20 protein-coding genes and 1 pseudogene are annotated in these 22,404 nt (G+C 51.6%); 20 read left to right on the top strand and 1 reads right to left on the bottom strand.

The genetic code is table 11. From position 1 onward, the window contains the following. Nucleotides 1-401: 401 nt before the first annotated feature. The 20 genes and pseudogenes from VK70_RS19320 to VK70_RS19225 all read left to right on the top strand — a co-directional run bounded on the left by VK70_RS19320 (nt 402) and on the right by VK70_RS19225 (nt 19,450). Nucleotides 402-1,073, top strand: coding sequence for a GntR family transcriptional regulator (locus tag VK70_RS19320; RefSeq protein ID WP_025696425.1), 672 nt, complete (start codon nt 402-404; stop codon nt 1,071-1,073). Nucleotides 1,074-1,088: 15 nt separating this feature from the next. Next, complete coding sequence (locus VK70_RS19315; RefSeq protein WP_025696424.1) at nt 1,089-1,967, top strand: ABC transporter substrate-binding protein; 879 nt, start codon at nt 1,089-1,091, stop codon at nt 1,965-1,967. A gap of 94 nt (nt 1,968-2,061) precedes the next feature. Further along, on the top strand, nt 2,062-2,778 hold the full coding sequence (locus VK70_RS19310) for an amino acid ABC transporter permease (protein WP_025696422.1): 717 nt from the start codon (nt 2,062-2,064) through the stop codon (nt 2,776-2,778). A gap of 29 nt (nt 2,779-2,807) precedes the next feature. Further along, the gene (locus VK70_RS19305) at nt 2,808-3,524 is read left to right on the top strand and encodes an amino acid ABC transporter ATP-binding protein (RefSeq protein WP_025696421.1); all 717 of its coding nucleotides are present in this window, start codon (nt 2,808-2,810) and stop codon (nt 3,522-3,524) included. Nucleotides 3,525-3,587: 63 nt separating this feature from the next. After that, nucleotides 3,588-4,388: a nitrilase-related carbon-nitrogen hydrolase gene (locus tag VK70_RS19300; RefSeq protein WP_025696419.1), complete on the top strand. Its 801-nt coding sequence runs from the start codon at nt 3,588-3,590 to the stop codon at nt 4,386-4,388. A 33-nt stretch (nt 4,389-4,421) separates the two neighbouring features. Then, nucleotides 4,422-5,597 (top strand): M24 family metallopeptidase, encoded by a 1,176-nt coding sequence (locus VK70_RS19295; RefSeq protein WP_025696417.1) that lies wholly within the window; start codon nt 4,422-4,424, stop codon nt 5,595-5,597. After that, a complete protein-coding gene (locus tag VK70_RS19290; RefSeq protein WP_025696415.1) occupies nt 5,594-6,379 on the top strand; it encodes an SDR family oxidoreductase in 786 nt (261 codons plus the stop codon). Before VK70_RS19295 ends, VK70_RS19290 begins: the two co-directional genes overlap by 4 nt. Continuing rightward, a complete protein-coding gene (locus VK70_RS19285) occupies nt 6,376-7,557 on the top strand; it encodes a M20 family metallopeptidase (RefSeq protein ID WP_052756018.1) in 1,182 nt (393 codons plus the stop codon). The genes VK70_RS19290 and VK70_RS19285 overlap by 4 nt, the downstream gene beginning before the upstream one ends. Nucleotides 7,558-7,576: 19 nt before the next feature. Then, nucleotides 7,577-8,779, top strand: coding sequence for a pyridoxal phosphate-dependent aminotransferase (locus VK70_RS19280; RefSeq protein WP_025699849.1), 1,203 nt, complete (start codon nt 7,577-7,579; stop codon nt 8,777-8,779). A gap of 17 nt (nt 8,780-8,796) precedes the next feature. Then, entirely contained in the window at nt 8,797-9,696 is a 900-nt protein-coding gene (locus VK70_RS19275; protein WP_025699848.1) for a dihydrodipicolinate synthase family protein, read from the top strand. A 276-nt stretch (nt 9,697-9,972) separates the two neighbouring features. Further along, entirely contained in the window at nt 9,973-10,314 is a 342-nt protein-coding gene (locus VK70_RS19270) for an ArsR/SmtB family transcription factor (RefSeq protein WP_025700532.1), read from the top strand. Then, the gene (locus VK70_RS19265) at nt 10,315-11,625 is read left to right on the top strand and encodes an arsenic transporter (protein WP_169733352.1); all 1,311 of its coding nucleotides are present in this window, start codon (nt 10,315-10,317) and stop codon (nt 11,623-11,625) included. Nucleotides 11,626-11,648: 23 nt separating this feature from the next. Beyond that, nucleotides 11,649-12,068, top strand: coding sequence for an arsenate reductase (thioredoxin) (arsC, locus tag VK70_RS19260; RefSeq protein ID WP_025700528.1), 420 nt, complete (start codon nt 11,649-11,651; stop codon nt 12,066-12,068). A gap of 189 nt (nt 12,069-12,257) precedes the next feature. Further along, nucleotides 12,258-12,722: a nuclear transport factor 2 family protein gene (locus VK70_RS19255; RefSeq protein ID WP_025700526.1), complete on the top strand. Its 465-nt coding sequence runs from the start codon at nt 12,258-12,260 to the stop codon at nt 12,720-12,722. 62 nt (nt 12,723-12,784) lie between these two features. Beyond that, a pseudogene (locus VK70_RS28000) lies at nt 12,785-12,895 on the top strand (TetR/AcrR family transcriptional regulator); the annotation flags it as partial. Between the two features lie 71 nt (nt 12,896-12,966). Beyond that, a protein-coding gene (locus VK70_RS27995; protein WP_144415158.1) for an IS630 family transposase occupies nt 12,967-14,107 on the top strand; the annotation gives its coding sequence in 2 pieces (ribosomal slippage) (nt 12,967-13,406 and nt 13,405-14,107; 1,143 coding nt in all). A 73-nt stretch (nt 14,108-14,180) separates the two neighbouring features. Beyond that, nucleotides 14,181-14,591, top strand: a complete 411-nt coding sequence (locus tag VK70_RS19240; RefSeq protein WP_233277710.1) for a hypothetical protein — start codon at nt 14,181-14,183, stop codon at nt 14,589-14,591. Nucleotides 14,592-14,789: 198 nt separating this feature from the next. Then, nucleotides 14,790-16,214, top strand: coding sequence for an MFS transporter (locus VK70_RS19235; protein WP_025694306.1), 1,425 nt, complete (start codon nt 14,790-14,792; stop codon nt 16,212-16,214). 159 nt (nt 16,215-16,373) lie between these two features. Further along, complete coding sequence (locus VK70_RS19230) at nt 16,374-18,176, top strand: cache domain-containing sensor histidine kinase (RefSeq protein WP_025694307.1); 1,803 nt, start codon at nt 16,374-16,376, stop codon at nt 18,174-18,176. Next, nucleotides 18,176-19,450 (top strand): extracellular solute-binding protein, encoded by a 1,275-nt coding sequence (locus VK70_RS19225; protein ID WP_025694308.1) that lies wholly within the window; start codon nt 18,176-18,178, stop codon nt 19,448-19,450. The genes VK70_RS19230 and VK70_RS19225 overlap by 1 nt, the downstream gene beginning before the upstream one ends. Before the next feature lie 74 nt (nt 19,451-19,524). Here VK70_RS19225 and VK70_RS19220 read toward each other — a convergent pair whose 3' ends face one another. After that, nucleotides 19,525-22,134 (bottom strand): glycoside hydrolase family 31 protein, encoded by a 2,610-nt coding sequence (locus VK70_RS19220; protein WP_025694309.1) that lies wholly within the window; start codon nt 22,132-22,134, stop codon nt 19,525-19,527. Between the last annotated feature and the right edge of the window lie 270 nt (nt 22,135-22,404).

Below are 22,404 nucleotides of genomic sequence, written 5' to 3'. Positions count from 1 at the left end.
ATGGTCTTATATTTCTACGAGAAACGGATGCCCTCCTCATGTGAGGATGGCGCAGCCGCTTCTTCTTGTTCGGTAGCGAAGAAAATTATGTCATGAAATCTAACGCAATTAAAGATTTTGATGCGGAATTAGATAGAAAATTGATATTTGATCAAATATCACAGTAATTATAGTCACATAAAATCTTATTTTGCAACTGAAATATCGACAAAATATCTGTATTTTCGACTTCATGTCAGATATTTCGACCTTATGACAGGAAAATTTACAATTTGAGATATTTTTATTGACAGTTTGTCGAATCGCCCCTTACAATGTGACCTATATCACAGGCAATCATTGATCGTTGATATTTGATCAAATATCCGATCTTGAAATTTTAGAAAGGAGATGCTGAATGATTGAGTAGAATCCCAACCTTTGTTACCGCGTCGGAGCATGTATACTCCGTTCTCAAGCAGTGGGTGTTATCCGGCGAATTGGCTCCTGGCGAGAAAATCGACCAAGACGCTGTCGCCGCCCGTCTCGGGGTAAGCAAAATGCCCGTCCGCAGCGCGCTGGACAAGCTGGCAGCCCAGGACCTGGTTCTGCTGCATTCACACAGGGGCGTAACGGTCACCCCATTGTCGGCGGAGCATCTCGAAGATATTTATCTGGTTCGTTGTAATCTGGAAGGATTAGCTGTACAGCTTGCGACAGAGCTGTTAAAGCCGGAGGATGCTGTCGTTCTTAACGGCATGATTCAGAAGCAGGAGGAGTTGGCCAATCACCACAGCCTCGACACCGAAGCCATTCTGGCCGCCAACCGCGAGTTTCATATGTTCATTTACAGTCTTGCCCAGCGTCCTGTGCTGCTGTCGATCATTGAACGGTTATGGGAGCAGAGCGAGCGGTACCGCCGCATTCTTTTAATCCAGCCCGGAATGGTTGACGGTTCCCTTAACGAGCATCGCCGGCTGGTGGAGCTCATGACCCTCCAGAAGGCAGAGGAAGCCAGCCGTTATCTAGTCGAACACAATCGGAAGACCCAGCAAGTTGTACTGAGTGTAATGCACAACAACCAGAACGGATGAGGAGAGATTAACGTGATGATGAAGAACACCAAGATGCTTGTTTGTACGATGTTGGTATTGGTGGTTGCTGTGTTAAGCGCATGCGGAACAAACAGCACAAACGGAGGACAGGCTTCTGCACCGGCTGAAAGCAGCAAGCCGCAAGAGACGGCAGCCGCAGCAGCTCCATCTTTTTTAGTTGAAAAAGGGTTCCTGACCTATGGCACGGCCGCTACGTTTCCTCCTTTCGAATACATGGTGAACAATGAATTCACCGGCTTCGATATTGAGCTGGGACAAGCGATTGCCAAGGAAATGGGCGTAGAGGTCAAGATTCAGTCGATGAACTTCGACGGCCTGATTCCGGCTTTGCAGGGCAAGCGGATCGACATCATCAATTCCGCCATGTATATCAAGCCCGAGCGGGAAGAGCAAGTTGACTTCATCCCTTATATGGGTCTCGCTGATTCGATCGTCGTGAAGAGCGGCAACCCGAAAGGCGTCAAAAGCATGGATGATCTGTCCAATCTCACGGTCGCCGTCACACGCGGAGCTGTCGAGGAAATCAACGTTCGCGAACATAACGAAAAGCTGAAGCAAGCGGGCAAGCCGGAAATTAAAATTTTGGCGCTCCCGACAGCCAACGACGCCGTTCTTGCGACCGAACAGGGCCGTGCCGACGCATTCCTTCACTCTTCTCCGGGAGCCGCTTATCTGCAAGAGGAGAAACCGGGCGTATTTGAAATTGCGGGCTCGTTCGGTGCGGATACGAAGATCGGAATTGCCGTTCGCAAGGGCGACACGGAAACGAAGACCGCAATCGAAGCGGCGCTGAAGAAAGTCGTTGAGAACGGAACCTATAAGCAATTGATGGAAAAATACCATCTGCCGGCTGAAATGAGCTATTTCAAGTAATATCCGTCACCTAAGATAATCATAGCCGTCAGATTCGCGTGAGTGGATTTGTTCCCACCGAATCTGACGGAAGCTGTAAAAAGGAGGTTTAAGAATGGAATTTTTGGAAGGCGTTTGGGCGTATCTCGGTTCCCGTGCTTTTCTGGATGGAGCCATAAACACGATGAAGCTAACGCTGGTGTCGCAGATTGTCGCCGTCCTTCTTGGGTTCATCATTGCGCTTGCCAAAATGTCAAAGTGGAAGCTTCTGCGGGGTTTGGCGGCTTCGTATATATGGATTTTTCGCGGGATTCCCGTATTGGTGCAGTTGATCTTTGTGTACACGGCGCTGCCCCAGTTCGGGATCAGGCTGACCGGGTTTCAATCGGCATTTGTCGCACTCGCACTTAATGAAGCGGCTTACATGGCGGAAATCGTTCGTTCCGGCCTCGCATCGGTCGGCAAAGGCCAGCATCGGGCGGCTAACGCCCTCGGAATGAACAGCTGGCAGCGGATGAGATACGTCGTGCTTCCCCAGGCTTTTCGCGTCATCGTACCGCCGACGGCCAACCAGTTCATCGGCATGCTGAAGACCTCGGCGATGGCCTCGGTCGTAGGCTATACCGATCTGCTGCTGACCGCTCAGCAGACCGCCAGCGCCAACTTTGATTATGTCGATACGCTGATCGCGGCCGTCATTTATTACCTTGCCTTCACGGCGCTGTTCACGCTTGTACAGTCTTACCTGGAGCGGCGGATGGATATTACCCGTTCGCGGACCCGCAAGCCCCTGCTGTCCTCGCTGGTCAACCGCGGGAAGTCAATCCTATAGCTTGAAAAACGGAAAGGAGGTCGAACATTGTGTTGCAAATCGAGCAGGTGTCCAAGCAATACCATGGTGATCCGATCCTAAAAGAGGTCTCCCTCGATATCCGTGAGGGCGAGCGAGTGGTTATTATCGGACCTTCCGGCTCCGGCAAGTCTACGCTGCTGAGATGCATGGCGGGGCTTGAGTCCATCGAGGGGGGACAGATCCTGTACAACGGACAGGATGTTAACGGATCGCGGCATGCGCGGGCGGAGATCGGGATGGTTTTTCAATCATTCGATCTGTTCCAGCACCTGAACGCGATCCAGAATATTATGCTGGCTCCGAAAGTGGTGCGCGGGGAAAAAGAACATGTGGTCCGGGCGCGCGCGGTTCAATTGCTGGAGCGGGTACGTCTGAAAGACCGGGCGGAGCATTATCCGGAGCAGCTGTCTGGAGGGCAGCAGCAGCGCATCGCCATTGCGCGGGCGCTGGCCATGAATCCGAAGCTGATGCTGTTCGACGAGCCGACCTCGGCGCTTGATCCCGAGATGACGGCGGAGGTCCTGGACGTGATCTCGGATCTCGCCAGAGACGGGATGACCGTCGTCATCGTTACGCATGAAATGGAATTCGCCCGCCGGGTAGGCGACCGTATCATCTTTATGGATCAGGGAAAGGTTGTCGAAGACCTCCCTTCATCGAAGATGGAGGAAGCCGGCAAGCATCCCCGCCTGACGCAGTTCCTTAACCAGATTACGCAGTACTGACGGGACAAGGGCTGTGTATCAGCGGTTTGAACTGAGGAATTCACGCTTAAAGGGGGAAGACGCTTGGCAACCGTTAAACTGGCGCTGGTGCAGTTCGAAAGCGCGCTGATGGATGTTGCCGCGAATGTCCGGAAAGGTCTGGAGTTCGTTGAACAGGCCTCGCGGCAGGGCGCCGATCTGATCGTGTTCCCGGAACTGTTCGTCACCGGGTACGATACCGACGTCATCGGCGACCGTTATCATGAGCTGGCCGAGGATACCGGTGGTTCAACCGTTCGGGCATTCCGGGGAGCCGCCGAGAAGCATAGCATCAACATCGTGCTCCCGATGGCCCTTAAACGGAGTGAAGGCGGGATCGCCAATGGTGCCGTTATTATTGACCGAAGTGGAGCCGTCGCGGGTACGTACAGCAAGGTTCATCTCTGGGAGGACGAGCGAAAATATTTTGAACCCGGTGACGTTTGTTCACCGTATCAGCTCGATTTTGGCAAGCTCGGCGTCCTCATTTGTTACGATGCGGGGTTCCCGGAGGCGGCGCGCACCCTTGCTCTGCAAGGGGTGAAGCTGATCGTGACTCCATCCGCTTTTTCGATTGAAGACAAGCACAGATGGGATATTTATTTTCCGGCAAGGGCGCTAGAAAATACCTGCTTTGTGGCAGGCATCAACGGCGTGGGCGGCGGTCTGCGGCTGTTCGGCAACAACAAGCTGGCGAATCCAAAAGGCGAGCTCATCGTCAGCGGCCATTTGAATGAAGAGGACATGCAGGTGCTGGAGATCGATCTGGATGAAGCGGACGAATGCTCCAAGCTCACACCATATTTAAGGGATTTAAGAATGGATACTTACGGCTATCAGGCTTGAAAACGATGAGTTCAGGGAAAGGGGTAGACACTATTGAGCGCCACATCATTGGTATTTTCCAGGGATGAATTTAATACCCGTCTTCAAAATGTACAACGCGAGCTCGGACTAAAGGGGCTGAACGGGATGCTGATTCACACCCCTGAAAATATTTTTTATCTGACCGGCTACCAAAGTCCGGGCTATTATATGTACCAATGCCTGGTCGTGCCGGCTTACGGCGATCCGGTGCTCGTGCTTCGCAGGGGCGAGCTTTCCAACGTTCAGACCTACAGCTGGCTGCCCGAAAGCCAGGTCAGAACGTATGACGATACGAATGATCCGGTCGCCCTGACTGCCGATACGGTCAGAGAGATCGGCATCGCTCCCGGTACGATTGGCCTGGAGACGGGCTCCTGGTTCCTGCCCGTCCGCAATTACCAGAAGCTTGAGAAAATGCTTGGCGATTTCCGGCTCATGGATGCCCAAGGGACGGTTGAAGCGTTCCGGGTCATCAAATCTCCGGCGGAAATTGCATACATCCGCGAAGCCTGTGCCGTGGCCGACAGCTCGATGCAGGCGGGGCTTGATGCGATCCGGGCGGGAGTGAATGAAGACGAGGCTGCCGCAGCTATGTTCTCCGGCATGATCTTGGCCGGGGGCGAGTATTTGGGGATGGAGCCGTTCATCTCCTCCGGTTACCGTTCGGGCAACATGCATGCCGCATGGGGGCACAAGGTTATCGGCGACGGAGAGACGCTTCTGCTGGAAGTGGCGGGCGCACGCAACCGGTACCACGGCGCGCTGATGCGGGCTGCCTATACCGGCACGCCAACCGATGAAATCAAACGGGTGACCGAGGTGTGTATCGCCTCCTTGAACGCCGCGCTCGAAGCCATCCGTCCGGGCGTTACCGCCGGAGAGGTTGACGAAGCCTGCCGGGGAACGATTGAGCGTGCTGGACTGTACGAGCAGTTCCGCAAGCGCACCGGCTACTCGATTGGCGTCGCTTTTGCGCCGGACTGGGGCGAAGGCCATATTATGAGCCTCCAGCGGGACGATTCGCGTGTACTACTGCCGGGCATGGTGTTCCACATCCCGCCGGCGCTTCGCGTTCCGAACCGCTACGGCGTCGGATTCAGCGAGACGATTTTGGTGACGGAAACCGGCTGCGAAGTGCTCACCAAGCTGCCGCGTGAGTTGACCCTGGCGAAGGGGGTTAACGCATGAGCGGACAATTCGCAGGGAAGACCGCGCTGGTAGCGGCGGCAAGCAAGGGGCTCGGCCGCGCCGTGGCGTTCGAGCTGGCGCACGGCGGAGCGAAGGTCGCGCTGTTCAGCCGAAATGGCGCGGAGGCTAAAGAAGTGGCTGCGGAAATCACCGCCGAGACGGGAATGCCCGCGCTCGGCCTTAAGGCCGACGTCTGCTCCGCATCGGACCTGTCCCGCTGCGTAGAAGAAACGGTCTCCGCTTTTGGCGGGCTGCACGTTCTGGTCACCAATGCGGGCGGTCCTCCCGCAGGCAACTTCGAGTCGCTCAAAGAAGAAGACTGGCAGTACGCCTATGAGCTTAACGTCCTGAGCGTAGTCCGTCTTGTTCAGGGCGCGCTTCCGCATCTGAAGGAGCAGGGCGGCGCCATCGTCAATCTGGCTTCGTCCTCGGTCAAGCAGCCTATCCCCGGGCTGACCCTCTCCAATGTGATGCGGACCGGCGTAGCCGGACTCGGCAAGACGCTGGCGGAGGAGCTTGCCCCGTACGGCATCCGGGTCAATACGGTGGCTCCGGGCCGGATCGACACGGACCGGGTCCGTTCCCTGGACCGGATTCGGGCGGATAAGGCCGGGGTTACGCCGGAAGCGATCAAGGCGCAGAGCGAGAAGCAGATTCCGCTCGGGCGTTACGGGCAGCCGGATGAATTCGCCCGTGTGGTGGCGTTCCTCTGCTCGGACGGAGCAAGCTATGTAACGGGCCAGACGCTGCTGGTCGACGGCGGGATGGTGAAATCGCTATGAGCGAAGATCTCCGCACGGCAGCACCGGTGATCCGCCCCGAGCGAACGGTTGAGATACTGGCCGATCTGATCCGCTTTCAGAGCGTGAACCCCAGCGGTACAGAGGGAGAAGCGGCTGCATATGTCGCCCAAGTCATGCGGGAAGCGGGCTGTGATGTCGAGCTTCAGGAGATCGAGCCGGGACGGCCGAATGTGATCGCGCGTCTGAAGGGTACGGGCGGCGGGAAGACGATTATTCTGAATACGCATATGGATGTTGTTCCGGCCGGCGAGGGCTGGAGCTCCGATCCGTTCACCATGCTCCGCAAGGGTGACCGGGTCTACGGCCGGGGCGTTATGGATGCGAAGGGGCCTTTGGCCGCCATGATGGCCGCCATCGAAGCGATTGCCGCATCTGGCGCGCAGCTGCCGGGGGACATTGTGCTTGCGGCGGTCGTGGATGAAGAAGCCGCGAGCCTGGGAGCCCGCAGGCTCCCGGACGAGCTGCACGGCGATCTGGCGGTGATCGGCGAAGCTACTGACGGCAGCCTGGCAATCGCGCACCGGGGCAGCATACGCCCGGTGCTGGTGGCCGAGGGAGTTTCCGCCCATTCGTCAACGCCTCATCTTGGCGTCAATGCCGTGTCCCTGATGGCGCGGACGCTGGTGGCGCTTGAAGACTTCGCCGAGCAGGAGCTGACGAAGCGGATTCATCCGTTGACGGGACAGTCGACCCTGTCCGTCACGGTTATTAACGGGGGAATCAAGGAGTCGATGATCCCGGACCGCTGCGAGGCGCTGATCGACCGCCGGCTTATTCCCGGCGAAGCGGAGGATGCCGCTCTGCGGGAGATCGAGCAGATCATTGCCGGTCTGCCCGCGCTGGACGGCCGGGTCCGCATCGACCGGCTCGTTCCGACGACCGGAGTGGCGTCGGCAACCCGTCCCGATCACCCGATGGTCGAGCTGGCTTCCGCCGCGATCGAACGGGTATACGGACGTAAGCCGGAGCTTACGGGCCTTACGGCCAACTGCGATATGACTCACTTTGTCAAGCGGGGAATTCCGTCTGTCATCTACGGGCCGGGCGATTTCAGCGTGGCTCATAAAATCGACGAGTGGGTGACATTGTCAGAACTGGAGAATGCAACACGGGTCTACGCCTCCATTGCGGTGGAAGTCGCTGGCTCTTATAGATAAACAGAAGAGGTGATGGACGTTGTTGAACCAACATGTTCAGTTGGCGGATTGGGTGGAGCGCGTCCTGCCGTCCCCGACTGCAATGCTGGAGTCCACGGTGGCGCAGTATCAGCGGGAAGGACGAACCGTGTACCGCTTGGGCCTCGGGCAGCCGGACTTTCCAACGCCTGACCGGGCCAAAGCGGCTGCGATTCAGGCGATTCAAGATAATTTCACGGGATACACCGATACGAGCGGCATCCTGCCGCTGCGGGAAGCGATATGCAGAGCGCTTCTCCGGGATATAGGGCTCAGCTACGAGCCCGGGGAGATTGTAGTTACGGTTGGAGGCAAGCATGCGCTGTTCAACGCGATTTGCACGCTGTGCCGACCAGGGGACGAAGTGCTGATCCCGGTGCCGTATTGGGTGTCGTTTCCCGAGCAGGTTAAATTCGCCGGAGCCAAGCCGGTCTTCGTTCAGACCGGCGCTGCCTCCGGTTATAAAGTGACGCCGGGGACACTCGCACCCTTGGTGAACGAGTCGACCCGTCTGCTGATTCTGAACCAGCCGAACAACCCTTCCGGCGCGGTATACAGCGCGGAGGAGCTGTCGAAGCTGGCCGAGTTCTGCCGGGAGCGGGATCTTTGGGTCATCAGCGACGAGGTGTATTCGGCGTTTGTGTTTAAGCCGGAAGGCTATACGAGCATCGCATCATTTCCCGGCATGCGGGAGCGGACCGTCGTGATCAACGCGGTGTCTAAGTCATACGGGATGACCGGCTGGAGAATCGGTTATTCGGCCGCACCGGCGGCTGTTACCGGGGCGATGCTTCGTCTGCAGTCCCATACGACGAGCAACCCGTCATCCATCGCTCAGCAGGCGGCGCTGGCCGCGATTGACGGCCCCCAAGACGATCTGACGGAAATCCGGAATGAATACGCGGCGCGCCGCGGGGTTCTGGTCGAAGGGGTCCGCCGGATCAAGGGGCTGGAGTGCAGCGTGCCGGACGGCGCTTTCTATGTATGGGTGGACGCCTCCGCATGGCGCGGCCAAACCTTGGAGGGACGAATCATATCCACCGCCGACGACCTGGCGGATATCCTGCTGACGAAGGCTGGAGTCGCGGTGATGCCGGGAACCGGATTCGGCAGCCCGTATCATATCCGGCTGTCTTATGCCGTTTCCCGGGACGAGATGGAGAGCGGAATCAAGGCCATGGAGTCGCTTCTAGGGAGAAAATAAAGGAGGAAGTTCAAGACATGTCCACAACTGATTTGAAAGATAAGCTTAAAGGAATTTACGTGCTCGCCATCACTCCGATGACGGATACGCTCGCCTTCGATCCGGCTGCACTGCGCCGGAATATCGACCACTACATCGCCTCGGGCGCTCACGGCGTTATTGTCGGGGGCACCTACGCGGAGTATCCGAGCCTGACGTTAGACGAACGGAAGCAGCTGTTCACCGCCGCTGCGGACGCGGTAGCCGGCCGGGTTCCGCTGCTGTGCTGCACGGCGGCCAGCGGCACCGACGAAGCCAGCGAGCTGTCGCATGCAGCCAAGCTGGCCGGAGCCGACGGCGTAATGGCAACGCCTCCGTATGTATCCGAGGTGCGGCCGCAGGATATTCTGTATCATTTCCAGCTGCTGAACGAAGCGGCGGAATTGCCGATTTTCATCTACAACAGCGCGAGCATCGGCGTCCATCTGTCGCCGGAAGAAATCGCCGAGCTGGCCAAGCTGGACAACGTCGCCGGAGTTAAGCAGGGTGCCACGGACTTGCATGCGCTGGTGCGGACCGTCGCCTACGCTGGTAAAGACATCTCGGTTATGTGCGGCTCGGACGGCCTCATCCTGGGCGGGCTGGCCTCCGGCTTGCCCGGCTGCACATCTACGAACGCCAACTTCATGACTTCCGAATTTGTCGCGCTCTACAACGAATTCCAGCAGGGCGAAAATGCCCGTGCCATTGAGCGTTACTACCGCTGGCAGCCGATCCGGGATCTGGCCCGCAAGTACGGACAGCCCGCGATGGTCAAGGCCGCGCTGGATATTATCGGTCTGCCTTCGGGACCGGTCCGGGCGCCTTTCCGCACGCTGGGGGAAGAAGCCAGAGCGGATATCGCACGCACCCTGCAGCAGACCGGCATCATAGCATAAGCATCAGCATGCGAACCTCGCGGAAAGCCATTCGAGCTTTCGGCGAGGTTTTTTTGGAAATATAAGAAAGTATAAGCTTCGCGCTTATCATTTGCCTTATATTTTTACGAGAAACCGAGGCCTTGAATTGCCGGATACTCAAACCTTGCTTTCCCTGTTAAAGCCAAACTTTACCCCGGCCGATTGCAATTAAACTATGTCGGAAGCAGTTAATATATTAGCGATTGTTTATATAAGCATATAGTTATATAATGATGTGGTGAAAGGAGGCGGAGCATGAGCTTTGATCTGAAGGATTTGGACAAATTATCCCAGATCTTGAAGTTGTTGGGAGATAAGACAAGGCTGACGATTATGAAGCTGCTGGAGAACCAGGAACGCTGTGTATGCGAGCTTGTTGAATTTTTTAAGATGAGTCAGCCGTCAATCAGCCAGCATTTGCGGAAACTGAAAGATGCGGGGCTGGTTAAGGAGAACCGGAGGGGCCAGTGGATTTTTTATTCGGTCAATCCAAGCAGTGCTCAGTATGAGTTCATTCAAAAATTGATTGCCTTCGTTCCTTCACAAGATCATGCAATGGAAGAGCTAAGTAAGAAAGGCGTGATTTCATGTGAATAAATGGAGGTTAGCGGATTGGTTTCGGTATTGTTAGCGGGTTTTATTTTTGTTGTTACTTTAATCTTTGTTATTTGGCAGCCTCGAAATTTATCAATTGGATGGTCGGCCTGCGGCGGGGCTGTTTTGGCTCTGCTTGCGGGTGTTGTGAGTTTTAATGATGTGCTCCATGTGACCCTGATTGTGTGGAATGCCACGTTAGCTTTTATTGCGATTATTCTCATTTCCTTAATTCTCGACAAAATCGGCTTTTTCGAATGGGCTGCCCTACATATGGCTAGATCCGCGCGCGGGAACGGAATTCGGATGTTCATCTATGTTACTATTCTTGGTGCGGTTGTGGCCGCATTTTTTGCCAACGACGGCGCGGCGCTTATCCTGACTCCGATTGTGCTGGCTATGGTGCGTGCGCTCCATTTTGACGAGAAAAAGGTATTTCCGTTCATCATCGCCAGCGGGTTTATTGCCGATACAACCTCGCTGCCCCTCGTCGTCAGCAATCTGGTCAACATTGTGTCCGCTGATTTCTTCGGCGTGACCTTTATGGAATATGCGGGGCATATGATTATGCCTACCCTGTTTTCATTGGCGGCCAGTATCTTGGTTCTGTACCTCTTTTTCCGCAAAAGCATCCCAAGAAAGTTTGACGGCTCACAGCTAAAAAATCCCGAAGAGGCCATCAAGGACAAGAACATGTTCAAGCTATCCTGGATAGTCCTTGCGGTTCTGCTGGCCGGGTACTTCGTTAGTGAGTTCCTGAACATTCCCGTTTCCGTTATAGCCGGGGTGATTGCGATCTTTTTTCTGCTTATGGCAAAAAAGAGTCCTTTCGTACCTGCAATGGAAGTGGTCAAAGGGGCGCCTTGGGCGATTGTATTCTTTTCCATCGGGATGTATGTCGTGGTGTACGGGCTGCGAAATGCCGGTCTCACGGATATTCTGGCGGATGTGATTCAGGCGGCTGCCAATCAAGGTCTATTCGCCGCGACGATGGGGATGGGCTTTATTGCAGCGGTCATTTCATCGGTGATGAATAACATGCCTACGGTTATGATTGACGCACTGGCCATCGACGCCGCGCATACCACGGGGCTTATTAAGGAAGCTTTGATTTACGCAAATGTCATTGGTTCGGATTTAGGGCCGAAGATTACGCCGATTGGTTCGCTCGCTACCCTGTTGTGGCTGCATGTGCTTTCGGCCAAAGGGGTGAAGATCTCTTGGGGAACGTATTTTAGAACAGGGATCATTCTGACCATTCCCACCCTGTTTATCACCCTTTTGGGACTGTATTTAAGGCTAGTCCTATTTTAAATTTAAAGGAGATGATTACGCGGATGGACAAGAAAACCATTTACTTTCTATGTACAGGAAACTCCTGTCGAAGCCAGATGGCGGAAGGCTGGGCAAAAAAATACCTCAGTGATGGCTGGAATATTTACAGCGCCGGTATTGAAGCGCATGGCCTTAATCCCAAAGCTGTGCAAGCCATGAGTGAAGTGGGCATTGATATCTCGGGGCAGACCTCCGATATTATTGATCCTGAGCTGCTGAATAACGCCGATCTGGTCATCACGTTATGCGGAGATGCCGCGGACAAATGCCCGGTTACCCCTCCGAAGGTGAAGCGCGAACATTGGGGATTTGATGATCCGGCCAAGGCGCAAGGAACGGAAGAAGAGAAATGGGCGGTGTTCCAGCGGGTCCGTGATCAGGTTGGAGCACGCATTAAACAATTCGCCGAAACCGGCGAATAATTCAGTCGGGGGAATCCCCCGGCTTTTTTAAAAATAATTCTTGACTAAACGATCTACAAAAGGTAAGATGTAATCAACAAGGAGGTGGTCAACAATAATCGCAGGAGGGAAACTTTAATACTTAATGGAAGATGTTATTTTTTTGAACATTACAGACTAAACAGTCTAAATTAAAAGGAGGAAAATAAAATGAACAACAACAAACTTACAGCAGGAGCCATTCGCGAGCGAGCACAGGAGGCGTTTCGGAATCATTTGAAATATTTGTCGGGTGGCGATATTGAAGCGTGGATCGGTCTTTGGCACGAAGACGGAATCCTGGAATTCCCATACGGCCCGGCAGGATTTCCTGAATACAAACAAGGGAAAGCCGATATGTACGAATATATGCTGAACTTTCCGAAACACTTCGAAGTGCAATTTACAGATCTTGAGTTCCATCCGGCTGTCGACCCCGAGCTTGTGATTGCAGAATTCAAATCGACCGGGAAGCACAGAGAAACCGGGAACCCTTACAATCAGACGTACATCAGTGTCGTTGAAACGAAAGACGGCCTCATTACGCGCTACCGGGACTTCTGGAATCCGCTAGTGGCGATTGAATCGACTGGCAGCATGAATGAGGTTATTCAATTCTCTGGGCCTCAAAAGTAATGTTGACTGAATAATCTGGAAAAGATAATATAAATGTCACAAGGGAGGAGTGCTCGTCAACAATGGCAAGAAGTAAAGAATTCGATACAACGCTTGTTCTGCACAAGGCTATGGAGGTCTTCGGGCATTACGGTTACGAAGGCACTTCGCTGCAAAATTTACTCGATGGGCTAGTACTTCATCAGTCTAAAAGCAGTTAAATCATGGAATCTATGATATAGTCAAAGTAAAAGAGGTCGAGCCGATGAAAAAACGAGACTATATCGTAAGTCTAAACGCTGAACAACAAGAGGAACTGAAACGTATGTGTAGCCAAGGAAAGTCGACGGCGCGCGCGTTGCGGCGAGCCCAAATTCTGCTGTGGGCCGATGAAAATCGGCCAGGCGGTAAACTTTCGGATGTGGAAATCGCCGAACGCTCAAACGTGCATACCAACACGGTCCATCTCGTTCGAAAACGGTTTGCCGAGCAAGGCCTTCAGGCCACGCTTGAGCGAAAAAAGCGGTTAACCCCACCGAATCCTCCCAAAGTTACAGGCGAACTGGAAGCCCAAATCATTGCACTCAGTTGCAGTCCACCGCCCGAAGGAAAGAGCCGCTGGTCCTTGCGGATGCTGGCCGACAAAGCCGTTGAACTGAACTACATCGAAAGTCTTTCCTATGACACGGTAGATAAAATTTTAAAAAAACGAGCTCAAGCCTCATCTTCGTAAATGCTGGTGCATTCCGCCAAAGCAAAATGCCGCGTTCGTTGCCACCATGGAAGATGTATTGGAAGTGTATCGACTGCCTTACGATCCGGCTTGTCCCGTCATCTGCATGGACGAAAAACCGTACCAGCTTCTGGATGAAACCCGGGTGCCCATTCCGATGAAACCCGCTAAACCGCTGCGAGAAGATGCGGAGTACGTGCGCAATGGAACGTGCAGCATTTTCATTTTTACGGAACCACTTGCGGGCTGGCGACATGTGAGTGTTCGTCCACAGCGCACGCGGGTGGAATGGGCGGAACAAGTCCGCGATCTGTTGGATGTTCATTACCCGGAGGCTCCGAAAGTGCGCCTCGTGATGGATAACCTGAACACGCATTCTATCGCCTCCCTGTACCAGGCATTCGAACCGGAAGTGGCTTTGCGTCTGGCGAAACGCCTGGAAATCCATTACACACCAAAACACGGTAGTTGGCTTAATGTGGCCGAAATCGAACTCAGTGTCATGACCCGCCAGTGTCTGGGACGCCGGATTCCTTCTTTAGAAGATTTGGCCCATGAACTTACCGCATGGGAAGCGGGACGCAATGCGTCTCAAAAGGGAGTAGACTGGCAATTCACCACGGAAGACGCCCGAATCAAACTGAAACGCTTATATCCACAATTTAAAGACTGATGAAGTACTAGGCATAGCGCGCCAAAGTCTGTACGACACCTACGGTACCAAGCGGGATCTCTTCATCAAGGCTGTGAAACATTATGTAAATGAGAAATCGGATGCGGTCATTTCGTATTTGGAGCGTTCAGACTCAGTTAAGAAAGCTATTGCTGATATTTTTCATGAAATTGTGGCCGTTCTGCAAGATGATCTGCGCCGTAACGAATGCTTCATTATGCACAGCGCCATTGATCAAGTTCCTCATGATCCGGAAATTGCGGCGTTTTTTGAACGGGATATGACGCGTTTGATACAAGCCTTTTATGAAGCACTGGTTCGCGCACGAAATCAAGGTGAACTGAGTGGAGACCGTGATTTGCTTGCTCTTGCACGGTATTTGTACCATGAAAGATATTCGCTGACCCAAGTGGCTAAATTAACCACGGACCCTAAAGTTTTGGATGATATTGCTGCTGTTACTCTTTCTAAGCTGGACAATTAATGGAGCGCTGATGGACGCTTCATTATATTTTCGGATTTTTAGATCGAATGGTCTAGAATGTGATAGGCTCTTATGTGAGTAGAATTCGGGGGGTAGAGTCGACCATTTGTTGGCCCTATTCCCACTGTATTAAATAGGAAGAAATTTTTTATCTATTTTTTAGACTGAAAGATCTGATAAAGAAAAGGAGCGGATTTTATGAATTCGACTAGACACAAAGGATTGGCATTGACGATCCTCGCTTTATCCCAATTAATTTTGGCTCTTGATTACACGATTATCTTCGTGGCACTGCCTTCCCTTGCAGCAGACTTGGGCTTTAGTGCGAACCAACTGCAATGGGTCATCAGCGCGTTCTCCCTGGCCTTTGGAGGTTTCCTGCTTATCGGTGGAAGATTGTCCGATTTGCTGGGCAGACGGCGGATGTTCATCATTGCCATGGGGATCTTCGGTTTAGGTTCTCTGCTTGGCGGTATCGCAGACTCTCAGCTATTCCTCATTATTGCAAGGGGACTCCAAGGTCTAGGCGGAGCGCTGCTGTCACCGGCTACACTGTCACTGATTATGTCCAATTTTGAAGAAGGCCCGGAACGTAACCGTGCATTAGGCACTTGGGCGGCAATGGGCGGGGTGGGCATGTCCGTCGGGTTATTGCTTGGCGGTGTGTTAACAAGCTTTATCGGATGGGAAGCCACCTTTTTTGTCAATGTTCCAATAGCCGTCTTCGTTATTATCCTCGCTCCGATCACGCTTTTGGAGAGCAAGGCGGCATCGTCAAAACGCCATTTTGACATAGCAGGCGCGATTTCCGTAACGACCGGTATGATCTTGCTTGTAAATTATCTTATTCAAGCCCCGGTCGTTGGCTGGCTTCATCCAACAGCTATAATTCCTGGCATTATCGGCGCTATTCTGCTCCTGTTGTTCGTAGTCATTGAAAATCGCACGAAAGATCCTTTGATCCCCTTCAGACTGTTTCGGATACTGAGTTTGACTGGGGCCGCGATTACCGCAGCATTGTTCTCCGCATCATTCGGTACATTATACTATTTCCTCACGCTATACACGCAAGAGGTGCTGCATTACTCTGCCATTCAATCCGGATTAAGCTTCCTGCCGCTGACCATTAGCGCTTTTGTAGGGGCGAAGTTGATTAACAAAATGCTGGCAACCGTCGGTGCAGCCGGTACAATAGCAAGCGGTATGGGACTTGGCGCGATTGGTTTTATGCTGCTTACCCAGCTCTCCGAACACGGATCGGCATGGGGGATTATTCCGGGTACCGTTATCATAGGTATTGGTCAGGCCTTTATTTTTACGACGATGTTTATCGCGGCAAGCTCGGGAATTGATATGAAAGAACAGGGTGTTGCATCCGCAATCGTTTCTACCGGGCAGCAAATTGGCGGAGCGGTCGGCTTAGCTGTCATTATGGCTATTATCTCCGCAACCCTCGGTTCTAACGCTACTCTGGAAACGATGGAGCCTTCGGATTTAACCGGATCGATTCGCATGGCATTCATCATTGACGCGGTTATTGCGCTTCTGGGCATTCTCGTATCGTTCATAGCGTTTAAGCAAAAAAATGCCGCTGTTATGCAAGCGAAGTCGCTGCGCGAGTAGAGTTCAAAATTCGGAATGTTAAGACCTTCCTGCCCTTCATGGGTAGGATTTTTTGGTTCCAACGATCAACTTGCAAGATGTGGGACTGGCGGTACATATGATTCGTCTTGTATATCAGGTACACTTATAGGAGAGAAAAGGATAAGGTGGAACTCATCTATGATTCGATATTTCCTGTTTTCGAACCGCTTTGCTTTTAAAATAGTACTGGCCTTTTTATTCGTGATTTTATTTCCAACCTTTTTTCTAAGTGTGGCTTTTAATATGAAATCCGCTTCCGTCGTAAAGAAAAACGTTCGCGAATCTGCCCTTCAAATCAGCAAACAGACTGCGGATTCTCTCTCCTTTATTTTTAACGCAGGAAGCGACACATCGGATTTTATTTTTAGCAACCCGGACATTCAGAGCGCGATCGTCAAGATAGACAGCAGCCTGCCTGAAGAGCAGGGTCGAATTTTTCAAAAAATGAACACCATGTTGAACCAAGCCATCTCCTCGAACTCCTTCGTCAAAATTATTTATGTGATGAAGGAAGAGAGCAGCGGCTGGGGGAGCGGCACATTTTCTCCATACGTGTATAATCCGTCCATGTACAAGCTGATGCGGATACGCATGTCCGATCAGGAATGGATTAAGGAAGCTGAACGGAAGGACGGCGATCTGGTATGGCAGGGGCTGCAGTATGACCGGTTGGCAGGGGGGGGCGGCGATACGGACCTGATTCTTCCTGTCGGGAGAGTTCTCAAAGACTTTAAGAATATGAATCGTGTAGGGTTTATGCTGGTAAATTTGAACGGGCGTTCTATCTTAAACATCATCGAGCAGCTAAAGCTTGGGGAGACGGGGAAGTTTTTCGTAGTGGATTCGAAAGGCAAAATTATGATCGATTCCGATCTCAGCCTAATCAACAAGCGGGTGGAAAACCCCGATTTACTCAAACAAATTGTGGGGAACGATGATGTGGAATTCGAATATGTCTTAAAGGGAGTCCCGTATTATGGGGTTAAGCAGCTGCTGAGCAACGGATGGATGATCGTGGGGACAGTGCCCGTTCGTGAAGTCGTTGGACAGTTGGATCGGCTGCAAACCTTCATCTTATTCTCCTCCGGGTTTCTCGCCATACTTGCAATAGGCATCGGCCTGCTGATCGTCGGCAGGGTAACGAAGCCCATCAAGCAGCTAACCCTGGATATGCGGAAGGTACAGCAGGGTGATTTAAAGGTGAGGACGGACGTTAAGTCTACTGATGAAATTGGTCTCTTGAGCAGGCAGTTCAACAGTATGCTTCAGGAAATCGAACAGCTCATGCATCAGGTTGAGGAAGAGCAGGGCCAGAAGCTTCAGGCGGAGCTGCGGGCCTTCATGCACCGGATTCATCCCCACTTCCTGTTAAATACGCTGAGTATGTTCTGGTGGCTGATCCAATCGAATCAGAATGATCGTCTTTCTCAAGGCCTGTCGGCATTAATACGCCTGTTGGAAGCGCATATGGGGAAAAGCGGGATCATGATCACGTTGGAGGAGGAACTGGACTTCCTGCAGAAATATATCGCCATATTGGAGCTGCGATACGAAAAGACCTTCACGCTGGATTTAGACGTGGAACAGGGTGCGGAGAAACTCATCATTCCCCGTATGCTGCTGCAGCCATTGGTGGAAAACGCCATTTTCCATGGAATCGTTCCTAAAGATGCGGACGGCCGCATTTCGATCCGGATTCGTACATGGGGCGTACATACAGAATTTTTCGTGACGGACGATGGCCTGGGTATCGGGGAAGAGAAGCTGAAGTTATTGGCCGAACCTGAGACAGCTATAGCCAAAGGGGAAATGGGGATCGGTCTGCGGCATGTTTACGATACGCTCCGATTCTATTATGCCGGATGCTCGGAGTGGTCGATCACGAGTGAGCCCGGGCAAGGGACAACCATCCGCATCCTGCTTGGAAGGAGAGAGTCATAATGGCAAGACGATGGATATCCATTTTACTGATCGTAATTCTTGTCTCCGGGTGCGGAAGTTGGAAGGTCATCACCAATCCGGATGAGGTTCAAACCCTTCACGGGAATAAAGTGCGGGTGATCGAGTTTTGGCATACTTATAGCGACAAAGAAAATCGGATTTTGGATCGGGAGCTGATTCCTTCTTTTGAACGCCAATTTCCCGACATTAAAATAATATCTGTACGTCAAGCGTATAACAATGGGTTGAAAAACACATTGATTGCCCGTGCTTCTTCCAATCGGGTACCTGATGTGGTCCGGATGCACATGGAATGGGTTCCTGATTTTTATCAAAACAAGTTGCTTATGCGTTTAAATAAATTTCCTGATTTCCGGAAAGTCAGCGAAGCGCTTAACAACCGTAAGGCTATATCGGCAGGCTTTCATCAGAATCAGATTTATTCCCTCCCCATGGATATGTATGTACAGGCGGCCATCTTTAACCGGGAACTCTTGAAGCGGTCGGGATATTCGGAGCCCCCTCGGACAATGGAGGAAATTCTGGAGTTGGCCAGGCAAAAGCGCTATATCATCGGACTCGGGGGACTGGATACTTGGAGAACGCTCCCTTTCATATACAGCCTTGGAGGTTCACTGACTGACGCCACGTTCAGCAAGGCAACCGGTTATTTAAACGGAGAAGCGACGGTCCGGGCCGTAGAGAAACTGCGGTTCCTTTATAAGGAAGGGCTGATTGACCGGACGGTGGGGGAAGAAGGCGGCGACAACTGGGAGGGCGTAAAAAGTGGCAACGTGCTGATAACGGGCGAGGGTCCTTGGTTTTATAACATTTGGACCGATACGGAATTGCATAGGGCTTTGAATTGTACAATCCCTATACCTTTTCCCCATGACAAAGGGCCTTCTCCTATTATAGCAGGCGAAGATTTGGTCATCATGAAGGGAAGCAAGCAACCGGAGGCTGCTTGGACATTTCTGAAATGGATGACCGGCAAAGAAGCTCAGTTAACGATGTCGAGAACCGGGCTTTTCCCGACTAATTTGGAAGCTTCCAAATCGATGAAAAAGGATCGGGATTCGTACATCTATCCCTATCAAGAGGCTCTGGACTATGCTTTCCAGAGGCCGTCGATAAAAAATTGGGGTGAAATCGATGAGGTCTACACCCTCTATATGCGTCAAATATTCGGGGGTGAAATCTCAGTGAAGGATGGACTGACGCGTGCCGCAGAAGAAATCGACCGGTTGTTGTCCGTTCCCGGTTATGAGTGATTGCATAAAAAACGGGTTGGAGATCAAGCGTCTCCAACCCGTTTTCTGTGTCAGGCTTATGCCTGCGGTTCGTATTAATTGTTTCCGAAATTCGTTTGAATGTTCACTTTGTGGTTCTCGTTTACAGGGATTTTGACATACAGTACGTTTTCTTTAGCATCGAAATAGTATGCTCTTTCTTGTTGGTTCAGTTCCTCGATACTGCCTGCTCTCGAGTATTTGTTTTCAGCTGCCTGCACTTTTTTCGGCTCTTCTGCCCCATGCAGCTTTAACGTGTAGGACTGAATGTCGGATGCGAAGTTTTGAGCTTTTTTGTACTGCTCGAATTCGATATGGTTGCCCTTCTTTTCCACATGGAAGTCGGTAACATTGAACTCGCCTCTTGTGTAATCCTCTGTGCTTGCATCGTCCTCATAAAAGCTATAAGATGCATCGTTGTTAAGATAGGTGTCCAGCGTCAGATTCGTCAGCTTTTTCTCCCCGGTGTACTGCTGAACTTCGCGGCGTGGGATGATCGAGTCTTGCTTTACGTAGATCGGAAGCGTTCCAAGGTCGGCTTGTTTCATAATCGATTGGCCGCCTTCAAACTCTTCGCCGGTCCAGTAATCCACCCATCTAGCGCCGGCCGGGAAGTAAACGCTGCGGGACGTTGCGCCTTGAGTAACCACCGGAGCGATCATAATCGAGTCACCGAACATAACTTGGTCTTCGATGTTATAGGTGTTCGGGTCATCCTGGAATTGAAACACAAGCGGCTGCTGAATGAGATTACCGGTATCATGCGCACGTTTGAATGCGTTGTACAGATATGGCATCAGTTCATACCGTAAAGAAATATATTTACGGCTGATATCCTCTACTTCCTTGCCGAATTGCCACGGTTCTTGCCTTTGCATGTAAGACTCTGTCGTCGCGGGGCTCTTACCGTCATTATTATAATGGTCGCGAGCGAGCGGCGTGAAGGCACCGAGTTCAACCCAGCGTGCAAACAATTCCGGAGTAGCTTTTTCACCTAAATATGCATTTTTCGAAAAACCGCCAATATCGTTGCCGATGAACGGGTAACCTGCCAATCCACTATTGGCATTCTGCGACATTGTCAATTTGAGATGTTCCCAAGTGCTGTGGTTATCGCCGGTCCAGGTTGCAGTATACCGCTGTGTTCCCGTAAATACAGCCCGCGATAGCACAAACGGTCGGACATTCGGTTTAAGGAGCTTGAATGCGTCGTGTGTCGCTTCGTCCTCCAGATGCGCATAAATGTTATGAACTTCTTCATGCGTTTTTTTGCTGCCGTCGTCAGCTTCAAAGATTTTATCCAGCGGCAACGTCCAGTGGTCTTCTTCACTGAAATTGACCGGTTCATTCATGTCGTTCCAAATGCCATCCACGCCTTTGTCAAACATCGCTTTTTGCTGCAACGCCCACCAATCGCGTGTTTCTTTTTTCAGGAAATTAGGGAAAACGGATTTAGACGGGACGCCCCACGGCCAAACTTTACCCAAAAAGTTGCTGCCGTCGGGATTTTTAACCCAGAGATCTTTCTGGGTCCCTTCCGTATAAGGACGGTATTCAGGTTGTCCCGGGTCAGGTACCCTGATAGCCGGATCTATGATCGTGGTGTGATGGAAATTCAACTCATCCATCAGTTTGTTCAGCCCGTCGGGATTGGGGAAATTTTCTCCCCATTCAAAATTTTTATAGTCGTTCATCCATTCGATATCCAGAAAAAGATTATCCGCCGGTATTTTCTTTTCGCGGTATGTTCTGGCTACCTCCTCAACGTCGGACTGATGATAACCCCAGCTTGCCTGGTGAAAGCCCAACGCCCACTCTGGAGGCATTTCGATTTTGCCTGTCAAATCAGTATAACGGTCAACGACGTCTTTGATCTCCGGCCCATTGAAGAAATAATAAGTCAATTTCCCGCCATCGGCGTAGAAGTAATAGTAATCGTCGCTTTCTTTTGCCAAGTTATAATAAGAGCGCCATGTATTATCGAATAAAATACCGTACGCCTTTTTGTCTTTCAAACCGATAAAGAACGGAATGGAGGAGTAACCGTATTTCGACTCATACGGGTACGGGTCCTGATGCCATACGCCGATTTCGTCACCGCGGTGGTTCAAGCCGGAGGCTTTCTCGCCGAAACCGTAAAAGTTTTCGCTGTTATCGGTTTTCTTGAACACGTACGGCTTCCCGTTTTCGTAACCAACGCCTTGCTCCGCGTCCTCGTTAATCACATTCCCGTCTTTATCCATATATTTGACGCCGAACGGGCTTTTCTTGATGTCTACCGTTAAGCTGTCGGTGGTGATAACGATATTTTCATTGTTTTCCACCACTTTTAACTTTTTCGGAGTAGGCCAATCTTTCTTAGCAATCCCAACGGAGGTATATTCCTTCTCTCCTTTAGGTAAGAGGGACACCTTGGACATATCGGATGTGAGCATCCGGATGTAAGCTTCCTGTTCACCTAAATTCAGCTTCACGCCATTTTCCAACTTCTCTACACTTTGTACTGTCATCGGTTTTTGCAGATTGCTTTTAACGAGGGGCCTTTCATCGTGCGGCTGCATGTCCGCATACACCGGTTGGGCAAGATAGAGCTGTGAAAGGGTACTACCTGAGAGTAAAACTGTAGTTGCCAAAATTATTGGCGACAATTTCTTCGTTAGCTTCATTTGACTTCTCTCCTTGTCATTAAATTTAATAAGTATGATAAACGTTGACTTAAAATAAATTGATTGTTTAAATTCTCCCCTCTCTCCGTCCGGGAATTACCCCTGAAAGTGGGGCTAATAAAAGGGTAGATGTTAAACTCAACCGATACAATGGAGAGTTCGTACCAAAAAAGTATCTGAGGACGTCAGAGTGAATTGGAAGCGCTTGTTAGTAAATTTGTTTTGGTTTGGGTGAGGTGACGTAAATGTTGGTACATAGCGGATTTGTAC

It is taken from the genome of Paenibacillus durus ATCC 35681 (assembly GCF_000993825.1).
GTDB lineage: Bacteria > Bacillota > Bacilli > Paenibacillales > Paenibacillaceae > Paenibacillus_AQ > Paenibacillus_AQ durus_B.
Note: the sequence above shows the minus strand (reverse complement) of the source record. Positions and strands in the feature narration are given on the sequence as shown.